Origin of the sequence: Cognatiyoonia sp. IB215182, assembly GCF_033963905.1 — a bacterium.
In the GTDB taxonomy this organism is placed as follows: domain Bacteria; phylum Pseudomonadota; class Alphaproteobacteria; order Rhodobacterales; family Rhodobacteraceae; genus Yoonia.
In genome coordinates, this window is the sequence record NZ_JAXBMB010000001.1 from 61119 (window position 1) to 85384 (window position 24266).

The 24266-nt window shown below is 59.0% G+C and carries 25 protein-coding genes; 7 read left to right on the plus strand and 18 right to left on the minus strand.

The genetic code is table 11. The features are described from left to right. Positions 1 to 11: 11 nt before the first annotated feature. Positions 12 to 440 (plus strand): DUF1801 domain-containing protein, encoded by a 429-nt coding sequence (locus tag SLH47_RS00295; protein ID WP_320237285.1) that lies wholly within the window; start codon positions 12 to 14, stop codon positions 438 to 440. 27 nt (positions 441 to 467) lie between these two features. Here the strand turns inward: SLH47_RS00295 and SLH47_RS00300 are convergent, their stop codons facing one another. Continuing rightward, a complete protein-coding gene (locus SLH47_RS00300) occupies positions 468 to 1376 on the minus strand; it encodes an MBL fold metallo-hydrolase (RefSeq protein ID WP_320237286.1) in 909 nt (302 codons plus the stop codon). A 144-nt stretch (positions 1377 to 1520) separates the two neighbouring features. Between SLH47_RS00300 and gltX the strand changes: the two genes are divergently transcribed. The 3 genes from gltX to SLH47_RS00315 are packed head-to-tail and all read left to right on the plus strand — an operon-like array spanning position 1521 to position 4535. Beyond that, complete coding sequence (gltX, locus tag SLH47_RS00305) at positions 1521 to 2840, plus strand: glutamate--tRNA ligase (protein WP_320237287.1); 1320 nt, start codon at positions 1521 to 1523, stop codon at positions 2838 to 2840. Then, positions 2833 to 3141 carry a hypothetical protein gene (locus SLH47_RS00310; RefSeq protein WP_320237288.1) on the plus strand — a complete coding sequence of 103 codons (309 nt, stop codon included), beginning with the start codon at positions 2833 to 2835 and terminating at the stop codon, positions 3139 to 3141. Before gltX ends, SLH47_RS00310 begins: the two co-directional genes overlap by 8 nt. Further along, complete coding sequence (locus SLH47_RS00315) at positions 3141 to 4535, plus strand: MATE family efflux transporter (RefSeq protein ID WP_320237289.1); 1395 nt, start codon at positions 3141 to 3143, stop codon at positions 4533 to 4535. Before SLH47_RS00310 ends, SLH47_RS00315 begins: the two co-directional genes overlap by 1 nt. Here SLH47_RS00315 and SLH47_RS00320 read toward each other — a convergent pair. Genes SLH47_RS00320 through SLH47_RS00330 form a run of 3 tightly spaced genes read right to left on the minus strand, consistent with a single transcriptional unit; the run spans position 4506 to position 8250 of the window. Further along, positions 4506 to 5048 carry a gamma-glutamylcyclotransferase family protein gene (locus tag SLH47_RS00320; protein WP_320237290.1) on the minus strand — a complete coding sequence of 181 codons (543 nt, stop codon included), beginning with the start codon at positions 5046 to 5048 and terminating at the stop codon, positions 4506 to 4508. The genes SLH47_RS00315 and SLH47_RS00320 overlap by 30 nt on opposite strands. Then, positions 5045 to 7561 (minus strand): ABC transporter permease, encoded by a 2517-nt coding sequence (locus SLH47_RS00325; RefSeq protein WP_320237291.1) that lies wholly within the window; start codon positions 7559 to 7561, stop codon positions 5045 to 5047. The genes SLH47_RS00320 and SLH47_RS00325 overlap by 4 nt, the downstream gene beginning before the upstream one ends. After that, positions 7558 to 8250, minus strand: a complete 693-nt coding sequence (locus tag SLH47_RS00330; protein WP_320237292.1) for an ABC transporter ATP-binding protein — start codon at positions 8248 to 8250, stop codon at positions 7558 to 7560. Before SLH47_RS00330 ends, SLH47_RS00325 begins: the two co-directional genes overlap by 4 nt. On the opposite strand from SLH47_RS00330, the gene SLH47_RS00335 reads away from it, so the two are divergent. Genes SLH47_RS00335 through SLH47_RS00345 form a run of 3 tightly spaced genes read left to right on the plus strand, consistent with a single transcriptional unit; the run spans position 8249 to position 9759 of the window. Continuing rightward, positions 8249 to 8932 (plus strand): arylesterase, encoded by a 684-nt coding sequence (locus tag SLH47_RS00335; RefSeq protein WP_320237293.1) that lies wholly within the window; start codon positions 8249 to 8251, stop codon positions 8930 to 8932. The two genes, SLH47_RS00330 and SLH47_RS00335, sit on opposite strands and share 2 nt — an antisense overlap. A gap of 42 nt (positions 8933 to 8974) precedes the next feature. Next, positions 8975 to 9517 carry an SOS response-associated peptidase gene (locus tag SLH47_RS00340; protein ID WP_320237294.1) on the plus strand — a complete coding sequence of 181 codons (543 nt, stop codon included), beginning with the start codon at positions 8975 to 8977 and terminating at the stop codon, positions 9515 to 9517. 38 nt (positions 9518 to 9555) lie between these two features. After that, positions 9556 to 9759 (plus strand): dodecin family protein, encoded by a 204-nt coding sequence (locus tag SLH47_RS00345; protein ID WP_320237295.1) that lies wholly within the window; start codon positions 9556 to 9558, stop codon positions 9757 to 9759. Positions 9760 to 9852: 93 nt separating this feature from the next. Here SLH47_RS00345 and SLH47_RS00350 read toward each other — a convergent pair whose 3' ends face one another. The 14 genes from SLH47_RS00350 to SLH47_RS00415 all read right to left on the minus strand — a co-directional run bounded on the left by SLH47_RS00350 (position 9853) and on the right by SLH47_RS00415 (position 24203). Next, entirely contained in the window at positions 9853 to 10062 is a 210-nt protein-coding gene (locus tag SLH47_RS00350; protein ID WP_320237296.1) for a cold-shock protein, read from the minus strand. A 302-nt stretch (positions 10063 to 10364) separates the two neighbouring features. Next, a complete protein-coding gene (locus SLH47_RS00355; RefSeq protein ID WP_320237297.1) occupies positions 10365 to 10598 on the minus strand; it encodes a hypothetical protein in 234 nt (77 codons plus the stop codon). A 257-nt stretch (positions 10599 to 10855) separates the two neighbouring features. Continuing rightward, positions 10856 to 11512 carry an outer membrane protein gene (locus tag SLH47_RS00360; RefSeq protein ID WP_320237298.1) on the minus strand — a complete coding sequence of 219 codons (657 nt, stop codon included), beginning with the start codon at positions 11510 to 11512 and terminating at the stop codon, positions 10856 to 10858. 459 nt (positions 11513 to 11971) lie between these two features. Then, on the minus strand, positions 11972 to 13627 hold the full coding sequence (ettA, locus tag SLH47_RS00365; RefSeq protein WP_320237299.1) for an energy-dependent translational throttle protein EttA: 1656 nt from the start codon (positions 13625 to 13627) through the stop codon (positions 11972 to 11974). A gap of 124 nt (positions 13628 to 13751) precedes the next feature. Then, entirely contained in the window at positions 13752 to 14279 is a 528-nt protein-coding gene (locus SLH47_RS00370; RefSeq protein WP_320237300.1) for a DUF2059 domain-containing protein, read from the minus strand. Positions 14280 to 14286: 7 nt separating this feature from the next. Next, the gene (locus SLH47_RS00375) at positions 14287 to 15141 is read right to left on the minus strand and encodes an MBL fold metallo-hydrolase (protein WP_320237301.1); all 855 of its coding nucleotides are present in this window, start codon (positions 15139 to 15141) and stop codon (positions 14287 to 14289) included. 93 nt (positions 15142 to 15234) lie between these two features. Continuing rightward, positions 15235 to 16227: a type IV pili methyl-accepting chemotaxis transducer N-terminal domain-containing protein gene (locus SLH47_RS00380; protein ID WP_320237302.1), complete on the minus strand. Its 993-nt coding sequence runs from the start codon at positions 16225 to 16227 to the stop codon at positions 15235 to 15237. Between the two features lie 291 nt (positions 16228 to 16518). Then, positions 16519 to 17985 carry a type IV pili methyl-accepting chemotaxis transducer N-terminal domain-containing protein gene (locus SLH47_RS00385; RefSeq protein ID WP_320237303.1) on the minus strand — a complete coding sequence of 489 codons (1467 nt, stop codon included), beginning with the start codon at positions 17983 to 17985 and terminating at the stop codon, positions 16519 to 16521. A 182-nt stretch (positions 17986 to 18167) separates the two neighbouring features. Then, positions 18168 to 19760 carry a phosphate ABC transporter substrate-binding/OmpA family protein gene (locus SLH47_RS00390; RefSeq protein ID WP_320237304.1) on the minus strand — a complete coding sequence of 531 codons (1593 nt, stop codon included), beginning with the start codon at positions 19758 to 19760 and terminating at the stop codon, positions 18168 to 18170. A gap of 572 nt (positions 19761 to 20332) precedes the next feature. Continuing rightward, positions 20333 to 21412, minus strand: a complete 1080-nt coding sequence (locus SLH47_RS00395) for a BMP family ABC transporter substrate-binding protein (protein WP_320237305.1) — start codon at positions 21410 to 21412, stop codon at positions 20333 to 20335. 28 nt (positions 21413 to 21440) lie between these two features. Further along, on the minus strand, positions 21441 to 22355 hold the full coding sequence (locus SLH47_RS00400) for an ABC transporter permease (RefSeq protein ID WP_320237306.1): 915 nt from the start codon (positions 22353 to 22355) through the stop codon (positions 21441 to 21443). Next, positions 22356 to 22664, minus strand: coding sequence for a hypothetical protein (locus SLH47_RS00405; protein WP_320237307.1), 309 nt, complete (start codon positions 22662 to 22664; stop codon positions 22356 to 22358). 85 nt (positions 22665 to 22749) lie between these two features. After that, positions 22750 to 23124, minus strand: coding sequence for a hypothetical protein (locus SLH47_RS00410; RefSeq protein WP_320237308.1), 375 nt, complete (start codon positions 23122 to 23124; stop codon positions 22750 to 22752). Then, positions 23121 to 24203 carry an ABC transporter permease gene (locus SLH47_RS00415; protein ID WP_320237309.1) on the minus strand — a complete coding sequence of 361 codons (1083 nt, stop codon included), beginning with the start codon at positions 24201 to 24203 and terminating at the stop codon, positions 23121 to 23123. Before SLH47_RS00415 ends, SLH47_RS00410 begins: the two co-directional genes overlap by 4 nt. Positions 24204 to 24266 lie beyond the last annotated feature (63 nt).

Consider the following 24266-nt stretch of genomic DNA (forward strand, 5'->3'; position numbering starts at 1 on the left):
ACACCTCAAGCATGGCACAGAACAAAACCCAACCAACCGAAATTGACCCCGTTGACTTTATCGACGCCGTTGAACATCCGACCCGCCGAGCTGATGCCCAAACACTGGATGCGCTTTTTCGTCGAGTGACCGGCTGGCAGCCCAAGATGTGGGGACCGACAATTATTGGCTATGGCTCTTACGCCTACACCTACGAAAGCGGCAGGTCAGGTGAATTTCTGGCCACTGGTTTCAGCCCACGCAAGGCGAACCTGTCGCTTTACATCATGCCCGGTTATGCCGATTTCCAATCCGTTCTGGACCGGCTTGGCAAATGCAAGACCGGCAAAAGTTGTCTTTACATCAACAAGCTGGCCGATGTGGATCTGGACGTTGTTGAAGAGATCGTCAAAGCCGGGCTCGACGATCTGGGCCAAAGATGGCCGGTCAGCCCGTCCTGAAAAGACGGGCTTCCCAAAGGCGCTGCTTCAAAGCAACTGATAGCTATGCGGGATGTAGCGGAAGCCGTCATCGCGCGTTTCAATATACCCCATGCCGGGGAACGGCATGTGGTAGCCGATGATTGGAATCCGGTCCGTTGCTGCCATGTCCATGACGCGACGGCGTGTGGCGGCCGCGGCGGCCTTGTCCATGTCAAAGCGGACCTCCCAATCAGGATATCCCACTGACCAGACGTAGTGGTTTGCGATATCGCCCATCAGGAAAAGCTGCTCGCCACCGCTTTCCAACATGATGCCCATATGCCCGGGCGTGTGGCCGAATGTCGCCATGGCGGTCACACCGGATCGGATCGTATCGCCGTCGCCAAGGAAACTGAACTTTTCGGCAAGTGGGCGCACCTTGGCTTCGAAGTTGTCGTTCTCAGCTCCCGCCCAGTGGTCAAACTCGACCTGACCGGTCAGGTATGCGGCGTTTGTGAATGTCTCCGCGCCGCTGTCATCGGCAAGTCCGCCAATATGATCGCCATGCATATGGGTAATGACCACATGGGTGATGTCGGCGGCAGCGTAACCTGCAGCGCTGAGCGCCGCACCCGTTCCGGCCGGGTTCAGGCCGGTGTCGAACAGAATGACGTCAGACCCGGTATTCACGACAGTTGGTGTAAAGAAAAACTGAGCCACATCGTCCGGAATGAAATTGGCGGCGCTGACCTCGGAAAAGGTGGCGGCATCGACATTCATGCCGAAAATGGTTTGCGGGTCCTCTACCGCGCGACTTCCGGCGAGCAGGGTCGTGACCTTGAAATCGCCCAAGGTGAAGTCGCGATGGGTGGGCAGTGCGGCGGCGTGTCCTTCGGCCTGCGCGGTGCCCGGCACGGTGGCGGCAAGGGGCAGCGCGGCCCCGGTCATCAATGTTTGGCGACGGGTCAGCTTCATCGGAATGAACCTCTCATTTCTGTTGGATGGTGTGAGGGTAGGGCAGGATGCCGCAGGGGCAATGCACAGCGACGTGATCAATGGCGCACAATGGACAAACCTCGCGCGTCATGACAAAGCGTGCCGCCAATAGGAGACAGGTCCATGACGACAACCAGATTCGCCCCTTCGCCCACCGGCTGGCTGCATATCGGCAACCTGCGCGCTGCCTTGTTCAACTACGCCATCGCCCGGCAACAGGGTGGGACATTTATCCTGCGGATCGATGACACGGATGCGGAGCGGTCAAAGGATGAATACATCCAAGGGATCAAGGACGATCTGACTTGGCTCGGTCTGACATGGGACCGGGTGGAGCATCAGTCGGCGCGGATGGACCGGTATCTGGAGGCCAAGCAGCGGCTGATCGAGATGGGGCGGTTATACGAATGCTTTGAGACGCCGACGGAATTGGAACTGAAGCGCAAGAAGCAACTGAATATGGGCAAGCCGCCGGTTTATGACCGGGCGGCGCTAGATTTGTCTGAGGATGAAAAGGACCGCCTGCGCGCAGAGCGCGGCTCGCATTGGCGGTTCAAGCTGGACCACGAACGGATCAATTGGGTCGATGGGATCATCGGTGAGATTTCGATTGATGCAGCCTCGGTCAGCGATCCGGTTCTTTTCAAGAATGACGGGCAGATCCTCTATACGCTGGCCTCAGTCGTAGATGATACCGAGATGGGGATCACGGATGTGGTGCGTGGTTCTGACCATGTGACCAACACGGCGACGCAAATCCAGATGATCGAGGCGCTGGGCGGGGATGTGCCGCGTTTTGCGCATCATTCGCTGCTGACCGGCCCACAGGGCGAGGCGCTGTCAAAGCGGCTGGGCACGCTGGCGTTACGTGATCTGCGCAAGCGGGGGATTGCGCCGCAAGCGATACTGTCCCTGATGGCGCGGCTTGGGTCCTCGGACCCCGTGGAGCTGCGCGCGACTGTCCAAGAGGTTGTGGCAGGCTTTGATCTGTCCAAATTCGGCTCTGCCCCGACCAAGTTTGATGCCGATGATCTGGGGCCGCTGACCGCACGCCATCTTGCCACGCTGGATGCCGGTGATGTGGCTGATGTGATCACTGCAGCCGGTGTGCCGGACGCCTTGGCGACACCTTTCTGGAATGTGGTGCGCGACAACATCAACACGCTGGACGACGTCGCCGGTTGGTGGGCGCTGTTCCGGGACGGACCGACGCCGCTGATCGCCGATGAGGACCGCGAGTTTGTCGCGCAAGCCTTTGATCTCTTGCCGCCGCTGCCCTACGGGCCAGAGACCTGGGGCGAGTGGACAAACGCGGTGAAGGCCGCGACAGGGCGCAAGGGCAGGGGCCTTTTCATGCCGCTGCGCAAGGCGATCACTGGCCGCGAGCGGGGGCCGGAAATGGCGGATGTCATGCCGCTCTTGCAGACCAAGCCTGTTGTCTGAGCCGCAAAAGCACGTAACCATCCGCCGTCTGCGCGGTTTCTTCGGATTTCTGCGCCCGCTCCGGGTGAGCGTCGATGGGCAGGAGATCGTGCAGATCAAACATGGGCAGGAGATGCAGGCGGCCCTGCCTGCTGGCGCGCAAATGCTGACATTACGCATGGGCTGGACCGAGGCCGATCCTTTCCCCTTGCAAGACGTCCGCAATGGCGACACGCTTGTGATCAGTGTGGAAAGGCGGACGGCGTTAGAGATGCGAAAGCTAAAGACCCTTCCCTTTGCCATCCGGATCGTGCGGCCCTGATGGCGGACGCGCAGGCAAAATTCACCCAAGGCAACCTCTTTGGCCATATCTCGGTGATGTCGTTCACAGCCTCCATCGGGCTGATGGCGGTCTTCCTTGTCGACTTTATCGACATGATCTTCATCTCGATGCTCGGCAAGGCAGAGCTTGCAGCCGCCGTAGGATATGCGGGTGCGATACTGTTTTTCACCACCTCGTTCGGGATCGGCATGGCCATCGCCGCTGGTGCCCTTGTCGCCCGTGCCTTGGGGGCGGGCGAGGCCGAAGAGGCGCGGCGGCGGGCCACTAACTCCCTGATCTATGGCGTGATCTTTGGGGCGATCTTTGCTGCGGTGGTGTGGTTTAACCTCGCCTTCCTTGCAGGATTGATGGGGGCAACGGGTGAGACCCTGGACCTTGCCGTGATGTATCTGCAGATCATCGTCCCTTCGCTGCCCTTCCTGATGGTCGGCATGATCGGCGGTGCGATCCTGCGCGCGCATGGCGATGCGCGCCGTGCGATGATGGCGACGATCTGGGGCGGCCTGGTGAATGCGGTGCTGGACCCGATCCTGATCTTCGGTCTTGATCTTGAGCTTATGGGGGCCGCACTTGCCAGTGTCGCAGCACGGGTCGTGATCGCGGTGGTCGCCTTGCAGCCCTTGATCAAGTATTACGGTGGCTTCGACAAACCGACACCTGCCAGCCTGTCCATCGATCTGCGCCCGATCCTGGCCATCGCCATCCCTGCGATCCTGACACAATTGGCCACGCCCGTGGGGCAGGCCTATGTCACCCGCGCGATGGCGGAATATGGCGAGGACGCGGTGGCCGGTATGGCGATTGTCGCGCGGATCACGCCCGTGGGCTTTGGGATCATCTTTGCGCTGTCGGGCGCTATCGGTCCCATCATTGGTCAGAATGCGGGCGCGGGGCTGAATGACCGCGTGCGGCAGGCCTTTCGCGAGGGTGTGATGTTTGCCGGATTGGTCGTGATTGTCGTTTCACTCATCCTGTTTCTCGCCCGGCCCGGCCTCGCGTGGTTGTTCCAGTTGGACGGTATGGCGCTGACGCTGGTATTCCTCTTTGCCGGGCCGCTCTCGCTCATGTTTTTCTTTAATGGCGTGATCTTTGTCGCCAATGCGTCGTTCAACAATCTGGGCCATCCGTTTTATTCGACCACCGTGAATTGGGGTCGCAACACGCTGGGCACGATCCCTTTTGTCATGGTGGGTGCCGCACTGTTTGGCGCGCCGGGCGTGCTGATCGGACAGTATCTGGGCGGCGCGGTTTTTGCGGTGCTCGCCTATATCCTCGCGCGCCGGATCATGGCCGACGCCAAACCTGAGGAATGCGGGCAAGAGCCGTTTCAGCGCCAGGCGCGCCTATTCAGCATTCTGCATCACCGCCGTTAAGTGGTGATCAACCAGCGCCTGCTCGGCCTCGCTGACCGGCACATGACGCGTGTAGCGCGGGGCGGCCCGGTCGTTGAGGATCGGCTGCCAGTCATGCGTGCTCTCAAAGAAATGGGCGACGCCCTCTTCACCGAAAACCTGCAGATAGCCTTGCACGACAACATCGATATAGCTCAACAGGATGGGCTGTGGCCCGGTTTGCGCTAGGTGAGCCGTTTCCACCTGATAAACCGCAGTCGGTCGGTTGTGACCGGTTTGGTCGGTGACATCGTGGCGCTGATAGGCCGCCTCGCGCGCATCAAGGGCGGCCCAATCAGCGCCGGGAACATGGGCGATGATGCCTTTGATTTCGCTCGCGGCACAGCGTTCAACCGATAGAAACGCCGTTTCGCGCAAGCTCGTGGTGCGCCAGACCCGTCGCCAGCCTGTCAGCGTCGCAGGCGTTGGGTCGGTGTAGTCATGCGTCCGCAGATTAACGAGGCTACCATAGCCGAAAAAGGCAGGCGCAGTCATTCACGGGCCCGCAAGACACGCGCCGGCTTCGCGGCAAGCGGGCGCCACGCAAAGGCGAGCCCAGCAAGTGTTGAGGCCACTACACCACCCCCGATGATCAACAGCGCATTGGTCCATATGAAGCTATAGCCGGTCTCCATGATAAAGGTCGACACCGCCCAGCCGCCAAGGATACCGGCACCAAGCGCTACGATCCCGGCTGCTAGGCCGAGAAGGGCGGCGCGCAAGGCGAAACTGACCAGAATGCTCTGCCGCGATGCGCCCAGTGTTTTTAGAACCGCGCTTTCGTAGGTCCGCATCCGTTCGCCGGCTGCGGCGGCGCCGATCAGCACCAGAAACCCGGTAATGAGCGTGATCAGCGCGCCATACCGCGTGGCGGCGGAAATCCCGCTGACCAGTTCGATGACCTGATCAATGGCATCCCTGATCCGCACGGCTGTGATGTTGGGATAGGCCGTCGCCAGATCGCGGAGTATCTGCGCCTCCGCCTCTTCTTCCGCATATACGGTGGAAATCCAGCTATGGGGCGCGCCCGCCAGTGCGCTTTGGTTCATCGCAAGCACAAAGCCGATGCCCGCATCCTCCCATGTCACGTTCCGGAAGCTGGTCACCTCGCCCGTGATATCGCGGCCCAGGATGTTGACCGTCATCATGTCCCCGATGGAAAGGCCGATTTCCAGCGCCTCTTCCTCGGCAAAGCTGATCTGGGGCGGGCCATCATAACCTTCGGGCCACCATGTCCCGGCGGTCACTTCGGTGCCATCGGGCTGGGCGTCCGAATAGGTGACACCCCGGTCGCCTTGAACCACCCAGTGACCTTCGGCGAAATCCTCTGCCGGGATGCCGTTGATCTGGGTGATGATCCCGCGCAGCATCGGCGCGCTGTCGACGCGGCTGACGGCCGCGTCATCGTCGAGCCGTTCGCGGAAGCCGTCGATCTGGTCGGGCTGGATGTCCACAAAGAAATAGCTGGGGGCGACGGCGGGCAGGTCGTCGCTGAATGATGAACGCAGATTGCCATCGATCTGGCCAACGGCGGCGAGGACCGTCAGGCCAAGGCCGAGTGACAGCACGACCGAGGTCGCCTCTCCCCCGCGCGCACCGATGGAACCAAAGGCGAGGCGCAAGGCCGTGCGCCCGCGCGTCGGCTTGCGCAGGCGGCGCGCAATCCAGCGGATCAGCACGGCGGCAAGGATCAGGATCATGAGTGACCCGGCAATGCCGCCTGCCGTCCAAAGTGTCAGGAAAGCGGTACCCGAAAACCAGATCGCCGCCCCGATGAGCGTAGCGAGGAGGGCACCGATGGAGACCAGATACCGTTTCGCAGGCAGAAACTGCGATGCCGCGAATGCGTCGCGAAACAGGGTGGCTGCGCGGATTTCGTCGGTCTTGGCCAGCGGCCAGAGCGTGAAGATGAGAGCTGCGAGCAGCCCATAAATTGCCGCCTCAACCAATGGTCCCGGATAGATCGCAAAGGCGGCTGGGATCGGGAGGCGGGCCTCAATGATCGGCGCGAACAGGACGGGCAGGGCACCGCCCAGAATGACACCGATTGTGATCCCAAGCAGGGTCAGCGTCCCGGTTTGCAGGAAATAGGTCAGGAAAATCGTCTCGCGCGTCGCGCCTAGCGTTTTCAGCGTCGCAATGACGCTCGTTTTGCCCGCGAGATAAGCCCGCACGGCGGCAGATACGCCAACACCGCCAACCGCAAGGCCGGACAGACCGACAAGGATCAGAAAGGCGCCGATCCGGTCGACGAATTCCTCGACTCCGCCCGCGCCCCGGCGGCTGTCTCGCCAGCGCAGGCCGCTATCGCGGAATTGCGCCTCGGCCTCATCTTCCAGCGCCTGCAGGTTCGCGCCGTCCGGCAGGTCCAGCCGATATTGCGTTGAAAAGAGCGTCCCTTCCGCGATCAGACCGGATTCCGCAAGTGCCTCGGTCAGCACAATCGTGCGCGGGCCAAGGCCAAAGCCACCTGCGGCGTTGTCGGGATAGCGGTCGAGGATGGCGCGCAAGGTGAAGTCCTGTTCGCCCAAACGGAACGTGTCTCCCGGCGTCAGGGCCAGCCTGTCGGCCAGCACCCGTTCCATGACACCGCCATAATCAGCGAGCGCCTGTTCCAACGGTATGGCCGGGTCCAGCTGAACCTGCCCCACAAGCGGATAGGCGTCATCAACCGCGCGGATTTGGGTCAGACCACGCTCGGTTTCGCCATCGCGTTCGACGACCGCCATAGAGCGGAAATCGACGGTTTCCGAGATGTTATCAGCAATCGATTGCAGCCACGCCAGTTCCTCATCGCGGGCGAAACGATAGGTGAACTCCACCTCCGCATCACCGCCCAATAGTGCGGCCCCGTCGCGTTTCAGCCCCGCCTCAATCCCGGCACGGACGGTGCCAACGGCCGCAATCGCCGCCACACCCAGGGCCAGGCACGCGAGAAACACCCGAAATCCGCGCAGGCCGCCCCGCAATTCGCGGGCGGCGAAGCGGGACGCAACCGCCAGGCTCATTCTGCGGCCTCGGCCAGCGGTGCATCAATGCGGCCATCGCGCAGCCGCACCACACGGTCGCAACGCCGCGCCAGTTCATTGGAGTGGGTGACCATGATCAACGTCGCCCCGTGCCGGTCACGCAACCCGAACAAAAGATCAATGATCGCCTGCCCATTCGTTTCGTCCAGATTGCCGGTCGGTTCATCCGCGAGGAGGAGCCGAGGCCGTGGGGCCGAGGCCCGGGCCAGCGCCACGCGCTGTTGCTCGCCACCCGACATCTGGTTGGGGTAGTGATCCATTCGGTCGGCCAGCCCCACGGCCTCCAACTCCGCCTCGGCCCGCGCAAAAGCATCGCGTGCGCCTGCCAGTTCGAGCGGGGTAGCCACATTCTCAAGCGCCGTCATCGTCGGGATCAGGTGGAAAGATTGAAAAACCACCCCCATATTGTCCCTGCGAAAGCGGGCAAGCTGGTCTTCGTTCATCGCGGTCAAGTCCTGACCCAGGGCCGTGATCGTGCCGGACGTGGCCTGTTCCAACCCGCCCATCAGCATAAGGAGTGACGATTTGCCAGACCCGCTTGGCCCCACAAGCCCCAATGTTTCCCCCGCTGTGACTGTCAGTGAGATGTCATGGAGGATGTCCACCCGGCCCGCATTCCCGTCAAGCGACAGGTTTGCATCGGTGATTGTCAGAACGGGGTCGGTCATGCGGCGTGCCTCTAAACAGATCGTTTCAGTTGGATATGGGGCGGTTTCGACACTCCGCAACCTGAGTGCAGCGGTTTTGCTGATGACGGGTGCGGCGCAGGCCGAAACGGTCACGATTGCCGCTTTGGGCGACAGCCTGACGGCCGGTTTTGGCCTGCCGCAGGCGGACGGATTTGTCCCACAGCTTGAGGATTGGTTGCAGGCGCAAGGTGCTGATGTCGAAATCATGAATGCCGGGGTCTCGGGAGATACGACGGCAGGCGGGCTCAGCCGGGTCAACTGGACGCTGACGCCAGATGTGGACGCGATGATCATCAGCCTCGGTGGCAATGATTATCTACGCGGTCTTGATCCGGCGGTGAGCCACGCGAACCTTGATGGTATTCTGGCCGCCGGAGTGGAGGCCGATGTGGCCATGCTGCTCGTCGGCCTGGAAGTCGGCGCCAATTACGGCCCTGCTTACAAGGCGGATTTCGAAGGGATGTATGCGGCACTAGCCGAAAAATACGATGTACCGCTCTATCCCGATTTTGCAGCCGGTTTGCGTGCGGTCGCGGGGACGCAAGACGGAATGGCAGCCCTCATGCAGGCAGACGGCCTGCATCCGAACAGGGAAGGGGTGTCCGCAATCGTGAATGCGATGGGTCCGGCAATCCTCGACCTGATTGCAACGGTGGACTAGGGGGTGCCTGGTCGTTTCTTTCTGACGCGCGAGGTGGCTGGGATGGCTGACCCACCACGCTACAACATCGCGCCGGGGCAAGAGGTGATCACGCTGACCGCCGATGGGGTACAGCATATGCGCTGGGGCATGATACCGGTCGGGCGCGTGAATGCCCGCGGCCGCCCGGTAATGGAGACGATTGTGAATGCGCGGTCCGAGACGGTTTTCGATAAATCGGCGTTTACTGATGTGAAGCGTGCGGTCGTCCCGGTGGAGGGCTGGTATGAGTGGACGGGCGAAAAACGTCGCAAGCAGCCTTGGCGGATTTCACGTAAAGACGGCGAGCTGCTTTATTTTGCTGCGATCTACGACATCTGGCACGGCCCCGGCGGTATCGAGGTGTCTCAGGTGGCGACGATTACCTGCGCGCCATCAGCCGATGTACGCGACATCCATCACCGCATGGGTGTCATCCTGAACCCGGATCAACTCGACCTTTGGTTTTCGGGCGATGAAGAGACGGCAAAATCGCTGATGTGCCCGTATCCTGACGGTACGCTTCACGTCGAAAAAGCTGACGATGTGGACTGGGATGGCGCTTAGCGCTACGCTGACCACCTATCACAAAATGGGAGGATGCCATGTCAGTTGCGAAGGTCAGTGAGATTATCGCCTCATCAACAAAGTCGTTTGATGACGCCGTTGCGCAGGGGATCGAAAAAGCGTCCAAGACGCTCAAGGGGATCACGGGCGCATGGGTGGCGGATCAGAAAGTCACGGTGACAGATGGCAAGATCGATGAATACCGCGTGGTGATGCGCGTTACTTTTGTTCTGCATGATTGAGGTTTGAGACGGAGTTCATTCTCAGAAACAACGTCGTAAAGCAAAAGGGCGCCCATATTGGCGCCCTTTTTGGTTTTTCGTGCCGAGTGATTGTCAGTCGGCCAACGTCAGGTTCACGGCGCTTTCGCGTCCGTCGCGCCCGGCCTCGATGTCGAAATTCACCTTCTGGTCGTCTTTCAGACCGGTCAGACCCGCCCGCTCAACGGCTGAAATATGAACGAATACGTCCTTTGAGCCGCCGTCGGGCGCGATAAAACCGTAGCCTTTGGTCGTGTTGAACCATTTGACAGTGCCTGAAGCCATGTCTTTGTCTTCCTTATGTTTTCCGCTCGCGGGAGTGCAGCGGGTCGGCTCGGTCAAACTTCAATCGAAGGACTGGGCCGTGGAAGGAGACAGTGGTCGATAGAGTCGCGTTGCCTTTTGATCATATCTGAATCGTCAACAAAAAGAAAGGAACTCGCAAGATTATTGCCGCGTCGGCAGTAAATTGAAGATTGTGGAATGTATGGGTTCTAGCAAGGCCATTTATGGCACTGTTTGGCGCGTTCCAGCATTGTCCGAGGTGCCGCACGGCCCTTGCAAGTTTGGCCTTCGGTCGATGGTTCTCAAGACCGCCGATCAGTCCGGTGGCTCCCTGACTGCTGTTTTACTGCCGCGGTCGATGGTAGGCGTATCTGCAAAGACAAGCTGATCAACGAGACGGTCAGCAGCATGAACAACACAGCGCCCCCTTGCCCCATATGTGAGCCAATCATCGTTCGAAAAATTGCGAAGGCCGCAAGCGCCAGGATCGCACCAATACAAACTCGCACAAAAAACATCGCCAACTCCTCGCCCATCGTGGTCTTCAGGAGGCCAAGCGAAGATGGCAAGAATGTGAGGATTTCGGGTGGATATCTTGGATTAGTTAAGCTTTGAACCCACCGTCTACGCAATGCTCAAAGACGTGCGCCATTGTCTTTCAAACGGGAACGTCACGACACGGTCGCACAATTGTTGACGGCCGTCCTGCTTTACAAAACCTGGCATGGCACCGCTAGCCGCTACGCCAGTTCGGTCTGCACATCGATGCGATGATTACTCTCGCGCAGGTTCGTCAGAAGCGATAAAGGCCGCGTACAGCGAAACTGTTTACCGTCGCTTCCATATCGACGAGAGGAATGTCGCCAAAGTCGAACTCAAACTGCCGTGACACCAATTCTGCACCCACGCTGAATTGCTCGTTTATGGAAAAATCTGCACCTGCGCCAATCAAGATGCCAGTTTCTGTCTGATCAAAATTTCGATCGGGCCGACCTTCTTCGTCGACTTCGAGAGCACCAATTGAAGCGCCCAAAATCAGGTAGGGCATGAGTTCGTCAGCATCTAAGCCAACCTTGCCCTTGATATCGATGACCGAGCCATATTCGTACTGGTCGGCAAAGCCTTCTTCGTTGGCAGCGCCGGCCATGAAGGCGAGTTCGCCACCCAGAATAAAGCCATTGAACAAGGCATTGTATCCCGCAAATGCGCCAAGCATGTCACCCTCAAGATCGAAGCCCAGATCGCCGTCCGGATTGGCGTATGTGTTTTCGCCGCTAAATGCTGCGAAAGAACCACCAGCATAAAAGCCTTCCCAAGCTGTTTGGGCTGTTGCGGTGCCGGAGATGGTCGTGAAAAAGATGAGGATTGTTGCTGAAAGTCTCATTAATTGATGCCTTATGCTACTCGTTGATCGACCGTGATGGACAGTTGAAAGAATTATTCTCGACATTGCCTAGGCAAAACTATTCTCTACGGAATTTGTCATACAGACCAATCACTTGCCTTGCTGAAATCGGCAAGGTTTGTGACCTAATTGCACCAATTAATTGAGTTCATATGTCACGGCTCGTGTATCGCTGTAGATCTCATGCGCCGTGTAGCCTGACCGTTGGCGTAGCTATGGACATGTCGCAAATCTTGGTGCCAGAATCTGCCGAACTCACCGGTTTTTGCGGCCTGAAGCCCAAGCCGAATGATCGCTTGTCGCGAGCAATCGGCTGGATGGGAACAGGTCTATTTCGCCAACTTCTGAAATGCTTCTTTCTCAGCCTCGCCTGGGTTTTCCCCTGAGTTTCCATGATTGATCACGAGACAACCAGGTCAGGATCAAGCCAGGTTGATATGTTCCGCTGCAGCTTTGCACCTTCGGTTGGTCAACGGGTTTCGAAGTCTGGCTTAAGCAGTTTCTTCACCGTACAAACTTTTTATGCTTCATCCGCTTGGGCTCTAGCGCGTCTGCGCCTAGCCGCCGTTTTTTGTCTTCCTCATAATCGGTGAACGCGCCCTGGAACCATTCGACATGGGCGTCGCCCTCGAAGGCAAGGATGTGGGTGCAGATGCGATCTAGGAAGAAGCGGTCGTGGCTGATGACCACGGCGCAGCCGGCAAAGCTGACCAGCGCGTCTTCGAGCGCGCGGAGCGTTTCGACGTCGAGGTCGTTGGTCGGTTCGTCGAGAAGGAGGACGTTGCCGCCGGATTTCAGCAGTTTGGCCATGTGGACGCGGTTCCGTTCACCGCCCGAAAGCAGGCCCACCTTCTTCTGCTGATCGCCGCCCTTGAAGTTGAAGGCCGAGCAATAGGCGCGGGAGTTCATGGAGGCATCGCCAAGTTCGATGATCTCGGCCCCGCCGCTGATTTCCTCCCAGACAGTGCTGTCGGCATTCAGCGCGTCGCGGGACTGGTCCACGTAAGCTAGCTTGACCGTGTCGCCGTATTCAACGCTGCCTTCATCGGGGTCGATCTGGCCGGTCAGCATGCCGAACAGGGTGGATTTACCCGCACCGTTGGGCCCGATCACGCCGACGATGCCGCCAGGGGGTAGATCGAAGCTGAGGTCTTCGATCAATTGCTTGTCGCCCATGTGCTTTTTTAGCCCGTTGACCTCAATCACCTTTGACCCCAGCCGCGGGCCGTTGGGGATGATGATCTGGGCGCGCCCGACTTTTTCCTTTTCCGACTGGCTGGCCAGTTCGTTATAGGCGCTGATCCGGGCCTTGGATTTGGCCTGCCGCGCCTTGGCGCCCTGCCGCATCCATTCCAGTTCGCGCGCGAGGGTGCGTTGTTTGGATTTGTCTTCCTTGGCTTCAAGTTCCAGCCGTTTTGCCTTGGCCTCTAGCCAGCTGGAATAGTTGCCTTCGTGCGGGATGCCCGAGCCGCGGTCGAGTTCGAGGATCCAGCCGGTGATCGCGTCAAGGAAGTAGCGGTCATGGGTGACGATCAGGCAGGTGCCCTTGTAGTCGATCAGGTGCTGCTGCAGCCACGCAATGGTTTCGGCGTCCAGATGGTTGGTCGGTTCGTCCAGAAGCAGCATATCAGGTGCCTCCAGCAGCAGCTTGCACAGTGCGACGCGCCGCTTTTCACCGCCCGAGAGCGTTTCGACATTGGCGTCGTCGGGCGGGCAGCGCAAAGCCTCCATGCTCACGTCGATCTGCGCGTCCAGGTCCCACAGGTTCTGGCTGTCGATCTCATCCTGCAGCTGCGCCATCTCGTCGGCGGTTTCCTCGGAGTAGTTCATTGCCAGTTCGTTGTAGCGATCCAGGATGTCCTTTTTTTCCTTGACCCCCAGCATCACGTTTTCACGCACGGTCAGGTTAGGGTCGAGCTCCGGTTCCTGCGGCAGGTAGCCGACGCGCGCGCCTTCGGCCGCCCAAGCCTCGCCCGCGAATTCCTTGTCCTGCCCCGCCATGATCCGCATCAGCGTGGATTTACCGGTGCCGTTCACGCCGACAACGCCGATCTTCACGCCGGGCAGGAAGTTCAGGCGGATGTTTTCAAACACCTTCTTGCCGCCGGGATAGGTTTTGGACACGCCGTCCATGAAATAGACGAATTGATTGCTGGCCATGTGGGACGCTCCGCTAAGACTGAGGTTTGGCCTTAGATAACGGTGGGCTTGGCCGGGGGCAATCGGTTCTGGTGCATGCGCAGGATGAGGGACAGGAGGCCCGAGACCAGCTGCGCAGCCCGGCTTAGCGCAATGCGTTTAACAGCCGACTCATCATGCCTTCGTCTTCGACTTCGATGAGGCCTTCGTTCTCAATCCGGTCGGCCAGCCGATCGGCGGCGTTCACCCCGGCCTGCATACCTGCGCGCTGACCCATCTCGGCGCCAGCCATCATCAGATCGGGGGTGGCTGCCACGAGCGCTTGACCAGAGGCGGTGCGGTAGAACGCCGCAATGTCCGCGAGTTCCTCTGCACTGAAACTTTCAAGATAGATCGATGCGCTTTGATCGCGCATGGAGTCGGTGAATTCGCCGATGAACTCCTCCATAAACAGATCAAAGAACCGGTCGGGGTCAGGCAGCGTAATGCCCTGTGCACGCAAATCATTCTGAATGGCGCTGATAATGAGGCCCCGCTGTGCGGCAATTGATCCCTCGAACATATCCCGGGTCATAGTCTGGCTGACAATGTAGTCGGCGTCCGCTTGTGGATCGGCGAGCGCGCTACCGGTGCAAAGAGTGAGACAGAGTGCGGCAGCGCGAACATGTTTCATCAGGGGCCTATTGGTCGAGTGAAATCACCATGCCATCCTTGCCCAGAAAGAGCGGCCCTGACCAGTACTTTCGAACCGCGGCGGTCCAGTCTGCATCGGTGAAATCCGGATCGCCATCGGGGACAAAGTGGTGCAGTGCCAGCGCCTTTACTCCGGCGTCGCGCGCGATGCGACCGACATCTGTCGCGTCGGTATGGCTGCGCAGGATATGCTCGCGCAAGCGCTCGTCGCCGTTTGTCATCCGGGCGCAAAGCGCGTCGACCCCGTCACGCAACATTGCCTCGTGAACAAGCAGGTCTGCGTCTTTGGCAAAGCCGACCATCTCGGGCATATACGCGGTGTCGCCGGATAGTACGACAGATTTGTCCCCGACCTCGAACCGCAATGCAAAGCTGTCGGCGATGGGAGGATGTACGTTGCGCATCGCGTTGATGCGAACACTACCGAATTCCATGGCGTCGGAGAGAACCCGAAGATCGGCCAAAGTGCTGAATGCACAGCGCCCCTCATCCCGGATGCGCAGGTCAATGTCGAACGCCATCGCTTTCTGAAAACTGTCCCAATAGGCGCTCAGACCATCGGGGCCAAGGATCGGGATGGGCTTGTTCAGTCCGGCTGTCCAAGCCGTGTGGATCAGCGGACCGAGTTCAAGATAATGATCGGAATGCAGATGCGTGATAACGATCAGGTCAATCTCGGTCAGCGATACACCCTGATCACAGATGCCCCGCGTCACACCCAGACCTGCATCAACCAAAATGTTGTATCCGCCGAGGCGCAGCAGCGATGACGTTGGCATGTGAGAGCCCGGTCTGATCGCCGGACCGCCTTTCACACCGATCAACGCCACGCTGTCTGTCACCTCAAGCTCCTTTGCAGCGCCCCGTCAACGAGCGGGGCGCTTGGCTGGCTGCCGGGCAATACCCCCCATTTGGCCCGGCTGCAACTTATGCCGTCAGAGCCCGAGTTTTGAGTCCTCGGAATATAGACCGACAACCGTGTTCATATGACCTGTCATCGTCAGTGCGCCGTTGAACATGATGGCGCGTTGCTCTTCATCGATACTTTCACCTGCCAGAATACCGGTGACGATCGGTTTCAGACCATTCCAGTCATCGATCACCACATCAAGGCCTGCGGTGATTTCGTCGGTTGGTGGTTCCTTGATCCCTGCATCCGGCATGCCATGCCGTAGGGCCATCAACGATACTTCAAACATCTGCATCGCGCCTTGGAGTTCGCCGGTTGCGGTTGCGGTATTGATGTCAGAGCGGATAAGGCAGACATTCTTTGACATCCGCTGCGACAGCATCCTTTGCCGTCCGGCAATATCGATCACCAGCGCATCGGCCTGGAGCACGGCCGTTGGATCGGAGTATTCTGCCGAAATCTCGCTCACCAAAAGTTTCGCCATTTCAAGCAGTGGCGCGCTTTGATTTGCAAGTTGCGCGACCAGTTCCGGCGAACCGTTGCCTTGTGCGATCAGCTGCGCGGTTTCGTTGGTGGGGTCCCACAACGTGCGTAACTTGCTGATCCCAACAAGGGTCCGGCGCCGTTCCTCGACCCCGATGATCCCAAGATCCGGGTCGCCATATTCGAGTGCATCCACGATGCGCTGGAACTCTTCACTGGTTGCGCGCAGCATCGCACCGCTTCTTTCGGGGTCAATCCCGGCGGCATAGTTGCATCCGGCTGCAACAATGCGCTGGCTCAGCATGCGCAGCTTGCCGGAGAAATCGATGCGCTGGCTTGCGCCGATATCTTCGACAAATTGTGCGCGATGGATGACAGCCTGCCCCTCAGAGACTGATTGCGCCTGTAAGGAGGTGCAGCTGATACCAAGAGCGATCAGTGCAGTATGCGCGATACGGCGTGAATGTGTTGAGAATTGTTTATAGGCCATGGCGGTCCCGCTATAAAACTTCAGCAACTCTGCTGAAGGTGACATTGAACTCTTTAACGTTCGGGCAGCGGCCCCCATGAATGCACTACTGAACGGTGCGCAAACGATCTTCGCGCCATTATCGCCTGCGCGCGAACTTTATGACGCTAGGGCAATCGTAGCATTTGGCAATTTTTTTTATCAAGATTTATGTGAAATTACGGTTACTTGCCTGATCTAAAGGACAAGATAAACAATCTGGGATAGAAGCAGATAAGCCGCTTCCTCCTAAGGCAGAAAAGAAAAGCGGCGCGCAAAGGATTTTGCGCGCCGCCAGAAACAAGATTCGTTTTGCCCTTACATCAGGTTCTGGACGTTGATCCCGAAGGTGATCGCACCGATCACCTCACCGGTGCTGGGATCCTTGATCGCCAGAGAGGCCTGTGACTGGTAGAAGCCGGTACTGTCGTCAAACTCGACTTCGCTGATGTGAAGCGCGTCCGGACCGACCTGATATGTCTCTTTCCATTTTGCTTCGTCACCCTGCCAGTAGTCGGATGTCTCGACACTTTGCGCGACGTTCAAGCCCTTGTCGTCCATCACGAAGACCTCGGTCACAAAACCAGCCGTGGCTGTCTGCTGACCGCGCAGCCAGGCCGATACAGGATGTGCAAGAAGCTCTGAGATCAATGGACCGCCGCCTTCACCGGCTTCGGCGCGCCATTGCTGGTCAAGCGCGATGACCTCGTCCTCGCTCAGGCCAACATGGCGGTCGTTCTGGACCTTGATCGCTTCGATCAGCGCTGGATCTTCGATCCACTTGGCCAACTCACCGCGCGCATAGGCTTCAAGCGGCACGCGATAGACGCCGTCCTGACCGGGTGTCGCGATCAGGTAAAGCGTGATGGTGTTGTTCATCGCCACTGACAGCTTTCCTGTCAGCGCTGCGGCCGCGATCACATCGTCTGATGATGGTTGCTGGCCGGAGACTGCGGCGCTGAAGATACCACGCTGGGTTTCCCAAATCTCAAGGGTCTGCTCGAGGCTGTTTCTGACGGCATCATTTGGTGGAGGATTGATGCCCGCATCAGGGAAACCGTCCCGCAAGGCTGTCAAGGTACGCTCAAAAAGATCAATGGTGTCGCCCAACTCGGCTGCTGTCGCGGCACCACCCGTGCCGGTTGCCAGTTCGCACATCGCGCGCGTCATACGATAGGCGAGGGCGCGCTGGCGGACGGCAAAGTTCAGCACGGTCGCGTCGCTTTGCAGCAATTCCTGAGGATCAGAATATTGTCCGGAAACGTCGGCCGCCAGTACAACAGTCTGTTCGAACAAATCGCTGTAGGATTGGCTGATCATCGTCGCATCAGCAGCCGAGCCTGAGCCCTCCAGCATACGGTTGGCAGCAACTTCAATGGGCTGCCACAGTTCGGCGGTCGCCTGGATCGCCGAAATCGTGCGTGGGCGCGTCTCGGCACCGGGCATTCCGAGCGCGTTATCGCCTTTTTCCAGACCGGCCAAGATCGCGTCGAAGTCTTCGCGTGCAGAAGAAAGGTCCGCCTCAGCCGTGGCCGGATCAATCCCGGCCTCCAGCCGACAGCTTGCAGATGCAACCCTTTCGGTCAGGGAGCGCAGGCTGGCCGAGCGGTTCACCCGCGCCTTGCCGCCATCATAAAGCGCGCGGTCGATGAATTGCGCGTTGGCTTGCGTTGGTGCGACACCCACGCTGACAAATGCACCCATTGCCATGATCGTGGCGCAGGCTGTCGTTGCCAGCTTTGTGTGACGGCTACTGGATTTGGTTGTGGATGTGCCGTGTGACATAGCTTGTTTTCCTGTCTCTTTGTCTGTCCCGTGCCTGAAGTGGAGGGATAGAGGGTCTCTCGTTACTGTGCTGGTGGGGCAGTTGCGTCTGGTTCCCGACATGTCCTGGCCCACCAGGATTGAAGTTGTGCCGCGTGCCATGGTGGGTGGCATTTTGGCGGTCGGCCATTTGGCCGGTTGCATTATCCCGTTGGTGATTGGATCCAGACTTCAACCCGGCGGTTAATCCGGCGTTCGTTGTCTGAGGTGTTACAGGCCGTCGGGGCGATTTCACCAAACCCGGTGCTGGCCATTTCGATGCCGTTTAACCGGTCTCCTGCGAAATCACGTAGTTCGTCCATGACGCGCGCCGCGCGGCGATAGGAAAGCTCGCGGTTGCTGTCAAAAGCGCCGACATCGTCAGTGAAACCAACGAACAATAGCTTCGTGCCAGCAGGCTGGCTTTCAAGGTAGTCGGCCAAGCGCCCGAGGTTCAGACGTCCCCGCGGGTCCAGGTTTTGCGATCCGGTACGGAAGCGGAAAGTGGTCGACAGGCGGTCGTAGTCAATCATCTGCGCGAGCATTTCGCGCATAATGCCGCCTTCATAGGCGTCAACGCTGGGGTCCAGCAATTGGCGGGCGCGATCTCCATCCACCGGTTGGGCACGGCGGTCGACACCAAGATCGATAAAGCCCGCCTTGGCGATCACCTCGTCCGCTTGTTCTGATGCGGCATAGCTCACAAAATCGGTGGTCGACTGATCCTGGGTATCGTCACGTGTGTAGAGATAGAGGAAACGCTGCAAAGCGTACTCCTCGGTCCGGGCCGAGAATGCATCCGGCGCCATCCGCAATCCACAATCATTCACCAAGGTCAGCGCCCGTGCGCCGCGTTGAAAAGCATAGCCAACAAACCCAATCGATGCTTCGTCGGCGTTCACTAACGCGGCCATCTCGGTATTGTCACTGGCGATCTGGGTGACGGCGGGTAAGTTCGGCACATCCTCGCCGAAGACACCGTTGTCAAAGACGCTCTTTGTACCTGAATCGGCCTGACGGCTGAAGACTTTGATCGTTGCGTCGTTCCCGCCCAACTCGGCCCAGTTCGTGATCGCGCCGCTATAGATACCACGCAACTGATCCATGCTGATCGACTGTACCGGGTTTGCCGGATGGGTGATCACGACCAGACTGTCGACGGCAATGATATGCTCTTGCGATGTGCTGATCATGTTTCCGGCACCGGCATCGCGTAGCGCCCGTGCTTCAGGTGGAAGAATGCGGCGCGCCGACATCCCGATATGCGCACTTTCGTCCAGCAGCCCTGCGAAAGCGTCGTTGGAACCTGAAGAGGTGATCAGGTACGACCCCATCGGATCGCCAAAGCCTTCATCACTGACCATCTCAGCAAGGAATTCGTTGCCGTTCCCCGTAGCGGTCTGCGTCACCTCCGCACCCAGGTAAGAGGCATAGCCTGCCAGCAGAAGTGGCATGACACCGTCACCGACCGTGTCGGAACCCGCGATCATGACATCGGCGGATGTATCGCCGAACTGTGGACAGGCCGCACCTTCACAACGGACACGCGAGGCCGAAATGCGCAGGTCACCCAGACCGGTGCGAATGATGTAGTTGTTGTCGGTGAAGGCCACGAACTCACCAACAAGGTTCACGGTACCGTCGGCGGATCTCAGTGTGACCTCTGACGATTGCGCGGCGACCGGCCCAGCCAGCGCGACACCCAATGCAACCGCAGATACCAAATTCTTTGTGATTATTGACAAATTAAATGTCATCCATTTCTCCATTTGCCAAAGTGCTGAGAGCACCCTCAAGGCGTTGATCTTTTTCATACACTTGTGACCGGAGACACTACGTTACTGACTGTCGCAAAAACCGCTGCGACAAGCTCACTGTGTCGTCGGATTGTGCGAAAAATTGGGCATAAGTCGTCAACAATTGGGGTGAGTGAATAATTTTGTGCCTAGCTTGACCAAATCTTATGACTGGCAATTCAGCGCGGCGCGCATGCGCGTTCCTGATGCGCGGAAAGGCCGCTTCAGTGCCGTTAGGTCAAACAACTTAAAGTGTAGGGAAATTGGTTAATTGTTCCAACGTGCGGAAACGGAGGGGCGCACCGGCATCGTGGTCATCAAAGCCGTTTCATGAAGAGTGCCCTTGGCTTTATTGTACCAAAACCCGGGGTTCCAGACGGCTTTGGCGACCATATCTTGCAAAGAACTTGGCGAAATCGCCACTTTTGCGCTCTTGTGCGGTCATGTGCCGTTGTCGTCCGCCTTAGAGCCCGTTCGCGCAAAAAAAAGGCCCCACTGCGAAAGTGGGGCCCTTTCTGAGAATGACGTGACGTTTATTGAGGAATCTCGCCGGTCAGACCTTCGACGTAGAAATTCATGCCTGCCAGCGTTCCGTCATCGGCAACCTCACCGTCAGCGAGCCATACAGAGCCGTCCTGCCGGTTAATCGGGCCGGTGAATGGGTGGTACTCGCCCGACCGCATTGCCTCGATCATCGCTTCGGCGCTGGCTTTTACCTCTGCTGGCACAGCATCAGTGATCTCACCGATTTTTACCATGCCAGGGGCAATCCCGTCCCATGTGTCCATGCTTTCCCAAGTGCCGTCGATCACGGCCTGGGTGCGGGCGATATAGTAGGGTGCCCAGTCATCGATGATGGAGGAAACGCGCGGGAAGGGCGCGAACTCTGCCATGTCAGAGGCCTGACCAAAGGTCACAACACCGCCTGCCTGCTGTGCGGCGGCCTGTGGTGCTGTCGAGTCAGTGTGCTGAAGAACCACATCAGCGCCTTGTTCTATCAGAACAGTGGCGGCCTCGGCCTCTTTTGCTGGATCAAACCATGTGTAGACCCAGACGATGCGGAATTCGATATCGGGGTTCACTTCCTTCGCGTGAAGATAGGCCGCGTTGATGCCCCGGATGACTTCGGGGATCGGGAAGGAGGCGATGTAGCCCACGATGTTGCTTTCGGTCATGTGGCCCGCGATGTGCCCCTGCACAGCACGACCTTCATAAAAGCGCGCGGAGTAAGTCGACACGTTCGGCGTGTCCCGGCGGTAGCCCGTCGCATGTTCAAACTTCACGTCAGGAAACTGCGCGGCCACGGCGTTGGTCGCATCCATATAGCCGAACGAAGTCGTGAAGATCAGATCGGCCCCTTGCAGTGCCATCTGGGTCATCACGCGTTCCGCATCGGCGCCTTCGGGGACGCTTTCGACAAAGACCGTCTCAACTGCATCGCCAAAATGCTCTTCCACGGCCAGACGGCCCTGATCATGTTCATAGGTCCAGCCGCCATCGCCAACAGGCCCCACATAAACAAAGCCGACCTTCGTCGGATCGTCCTGCGCATAAGCCCCAGTTGTGATGCCAAGCGCGAGCGTCGCACCGGCCAGTAGTTTTTTCATTGTCATGTGTTTCCCCTTGGTGGTCTTGATCGCCTCAACGTGAGGCATGGAATGGTTGGCCGAGTGACCCCGGCGCACGTCCGGCACGCATAATAACGAGAACCGCGATGGTGGCCAGATAGGGCGCCATCGAAAGGTATTCGACCGAAATCGCGGCCCCGGCTGCCTGCAGGTTAAGCTGCAACACCGTGACACCGCCGAACAAATAAGCGCCGATCAAAAGCCGGCCTGGCCGCCAACTGGCAAAGACCACGATGGCGAGCGCAATCCAGCCTGCACCGGCGGTCATCCCTTCGGTCCATTGCGGAACCCGGACGAGCGACAGATAAGCCCCGCCCAGCCCCGCACAGGCGCCGCCGAACATGATCGCAAGCATACGCACGCGGACCACATGATAACCCAGCGCATGGGCCGCTTCGTGGTTTTCCCCCACGGCGCGCAGGATCAAACCGGCGCGGGAGTATCTGAGGAATGCCCAGACGCCCCCGACGATCAAAAGCCCTATATAGACCATCGGATCATGCTGAAAGATGATCGGCCCGATGATTGGGATGTCGCCCAAAAGCGGGATATCCCAATCCGGGAAATCCGGTGCCTTGATCCCGATATAGCCCTGTCCCATCAGCGCGCTCAGGCCGAGACCGAAAAGTGTCAGCGCCAGCCCCGTGGCCACCTGATTGGACAAAAGGAGCTGGGTGAGGATCCCAAAGACAAGCGACAGGATCGCGCCCCCAATGGCCGCGCCGATGAAGCCCAGCCAAGGTGAGCCGGTGTTCACGGCGACGATAAACCCGCAGACCGCCCCGGTGATCATCATCCCCTCAACCCCTAGGTTCAGGACCCCGGCTCGCTCCACGACAAGCTCACCAATGGCCGCCAGCAGAATTGGCGTCGCAGCGACCATCAGCGATGCGAGGAGGAGAATGGGATTGATGGCAGAAAGGTCCATTCAGATCAGCCCATGTATCCAGATATGAACGGAACACGCAGAGAGGGGGGCGCCCAATAGCATTATTCCGAGATGGCGTAGCGACGGCCGATGCAGGTTATGCAGCCATTGTCGTGCGGCGGGCGACAGGCGCGTGACGAAAAGCCCGGCGCCGATGATTGCGGCGGCGAACAGGATATGCACACCGACAAAGGTGATGACGGCAATGCCGGACAGGCTTGTTTCACCGTTTATCTGACCATGCACCATCCAGAGCATCATCAGCCCCATTAATACGCCCATGACCAAGGGCTTCGTTGTGGTCATCATGCGTGCTTCCTTTTGCAACGTTGCAGGCCTACCTTGCGCATGCGCTTGGCTGGCAGAAAGACCGGGTTGATCGCGGAAGCACTCTTCATGCCAACAGAACCAACGGTGACTGCGGCAGTACAAACGCTGCAAGGCATCCAGCCAGCATGCCGCCAGCCAGCCCGTAGCGCCCAACCTTGGCGGGCCAGGACGTGCCCGGTGCCTTCTTTCGGCGCATGCGGGCGGGTTGCACCCCTGATCCGCCGAAGAGCCAGGTGGAGACCCGGATGTTCAGTTTCTCCAAATAGAGGAGCCCAAACCAGATCGCCGCGCAGATTACCGCCGTGATCACGGCCAACCAGATTGATCCGCCGATCGCAAGTTTGATCAATTCACCCGCAACCACACCAAGCAAAAGCCCGATGACGGGTCTGGTGACCGCATTCACCCAATCTTCGAAACTTGCCTGATCGTTGCTCATGCCGGTTGCCCCTTCCGCAGTCGCACCCGGTAGTTGGTCAGCACATCGACCGCCAAAAGGAAGAACAACAGCATCCCCTGCATCAGTTGGATCGCCGCCAGCGGCAGCCCCAGATTGGATTGCGCAATCTCGCCCCCGATATAGGTCAGCGCCATCAGCCCGCCTGCCAGCAAGATCCCCACCGGATGCAACCGCCCAAGAAAGGCCACGATAATGGCCGTGAACCCGTATCCTACGTTGAAATCGATGCTGATCTGCCCTGCGGGGCCCGCGACTTCGAAAAGCCCTGCAAGACCGGCAAGCGCACCGGACAGCCCCATGCAGAGCAGAACCAGCAGCCCCGGATTGACACCAGCGAACCGTGCCGCACGCGGGCTTTGCCCTGCCAACCGGACCTGAAAGCCGAAGACATGCCGCGACAGGGCGATATAGGCAAAGATCACAGCGATAAACGCCATCAGCACGCCCCAATGCATGCCAGTGCCCTCAAAGACCTCCAGATTGGCCGCAGAAGGATATTGCGACAGGTTGCGGCTGCCCGGAAAGCCCATGCCGTCGGGGTTGCGCAAGGCGCCAAGCGCCATGGAGGCCAAGAGCTGTTCGGCCACATAAACGAGCATCAGCGAGACGAGGATTTCATTGGTCCCGAACCGCACCCGCAGGACACCTGGGATCATCGCCCAGAGAAAGCCGCCAATGGCACCCGCCAGCACCATCAGCGGAAAGATGATGAACGATTCCATCGGGAAAAAGGCCAGCCCCACCGCCGCGCCGCAAATGGCACCGACGATGTATTGCCCTTCGGCCCCGATATTCCAGATGCCCGCCCGGAACCCAAATGAGAGCCCGATGGCGATCAGCACCAGCGGCGCCCCTTTGATCAAAAGCTGCGGGCGATAGAACCACGCGAATTCGGAGAAAAGCGGGTCGAGAAAGATCGTGCGGATCGTTTCGAAGGGGTTGTTGCCTAGTGCGGCAAAAAGCAGTCCGCCGCAGATCATCGTGAGGATGACGGCCAGAACTGGCGTGGCAAAGGTCCACATACGTGAGGGTTGAGGGCGCTTTTCGAGTGTGATCATCGCGGGCTTCCGGTTGAAGATGTCCCGCCCGGCCGATAGGTCGGGCAGCCCCCGACCGCCCCC

Excerpts from the sequence above, each read along its gene's own strand:
- SLH47_RS00295 (WP_320237285.1), top strand. The coding sequence starts at position 12 with ATGGCACAGAACAAAACCCAACCAACCGAAATTGACCCCGTTGACTTT.
- SLH47_RS00300 (WP_320237286.1), bottom strand. The coding sequence starts at position 1,376 with ATGAAGCTGACCCGTCGCCAAACATTGATGACCGGGGCCGCGCTGCCC.
- gltX (WP_320237287.1), top strand. The coding sequence starts at position 1,521 with ATGACGACAACCAGATTCGCCCCTTCGCCCACCGGCTGGCTGCATATC.
- SLH47_RS00315 (WP_320237289.1), top strand. The coding sequence starts at position 3,141 with ATGGCGGACGCGCAGGCAAAATTCACCCAAGGCAACCTCTTTGGCCAT.
- SLH47_RS00320 (WP_320237290.1), bottom strand. The coding sequence starts at position 5,048 with ATGACTGCGCCTGCCTTTTTCGGCTATGGTAGCCTCGTTAATCTGCGG.
- SLH47_RS00325 (WP_320237291.1), bottom strand. The coding sequence starts at position 7,561 with ATGAGCCTGGCGGTTGCGTCCCGCTTCGCCGCCCGCGAATTGCGGGGC.
- SLH47_RS00335 (WP_320237293.1), top strand. The coding sequence starts at position 8,249 with ATGCGGCGTGCCTCTAAACAGATCGTTTCAGTTGGATATGGGGCGGTT.
- SLH47_RS00330 (WP_320237292.1), bottom strand. The coding sequence starts at position 8,250 with ATGACCGACCCCGTTCTGACAATCACCGATGCAAACCTGTCGCTTGAC.
- SLH47_RS00340 (WP_320237294.1), top strand. The coding sequence starts at position 8,975 with ATGGCTGACCCACCACGCTACAACATCGCGCCGGGGCAAGAGGTGATC.
- SLH47_RS00345 (WP_320237295.1), top strand. The coding sequence starts at position 9,556 with ATGTCAGTTGCGAAGGTCAGTGAGATTATCGCCTCATCAACAAAGTCG.
- SLH47_RS00350 (WP_320237296.1), bottom strand. The coding sequence starts at position 10,062 with ATGGCTTCAGGCACTGTCAAATGGTTCAACACGACCAAAGGCTACGGT.
- SLH47_RS00355 (WP_320237297.1), bottom strand. The coding sequence starts at position 10,598 with ATGGGCGAGGAGTTGGCGATGTTTTTTGTGCGAGTTTGTATTGGTGCG.
- SLH47_RS00360 (WP_320237298.1), bottom strand. The coding sequence starts at position 11,512 with ATGTCGAGAATAATTCTTTCAACTGTCCATCACGGTCGATCAACGAGT.
- ettA (WP_320237299.1), bottom strand. The coding sequence starts at position 13,627 with ATGGCCAGCAATCAATTCGTCTATTTCATGGACGGCGTGTCCAAAACC.
- SLH47_RS00370 (WP_320237300.1), bottom strand. The coding sequence starts at position 14,279 with ATGAAACATGTTCGCGCTGCCGCACTCTGTCTCACTCTTTGCACCGGT.
- SLH47_RS00380 (WP_320237302.1), bottom strand. The coding sequence starts at position 16,227 with ATGTCACCTTCAGCAGAGTTGCTGAAGTTTTATAGCGGGACCGCCATG.
- SLH47_RS00385 (WP_320237303.1), bottom strand. The coding sequence starts at position 17,985 with ATGTCACACGGCACATCCACAACCAAATCCAGTAGCCGTCACACAAAG.
- SLH47_RS00390 (WP_320237304.1), bottom strand. The coding sequence starts at position 19,760 with ATGACATTTAATTTGTCAATAATCACAAAGAATTTGGTATCTGCGGTT.
- SLH47_RS00395 (WP_320237305.1), bottom strand. The coding sequence starts at position 21,412 with ATGACAATGAAAAAACTACTGGCCGGTGCGACGCTCGCGCTTGGCATC.
- SLH47_RS00400 (WP_320237306.1), bottom strand. The coding sequence starts at position 22,355 with ATGGACCTTTCTGCCATCAATCCCATTCTCCTCCTCGCATCGCTGATG.
- SLH47_RS00405 (WP_320237307.1), bottom strand. The coding sequence starts at position 22,664 with ATGATGACCACAACGAAGCCCTTGGTCATGGGCGTATTAATGGGGCTG.
- SLH47_RS00410 (WP_320237308.1), bottom strand. The coding sequence starts at position 23,124 with ATGAGCAACGATCAGGCAAGTTTCGAAGATTGGGTGAATGCGGTCACC.
- SLH47_RS00415 (WP_320237309.1), bottom strand. The coding sequence starts at position 24,203 with ATGATCACACTCGAAAAGCGCCCTCAACCCTCACGTATGTGGACCTTT.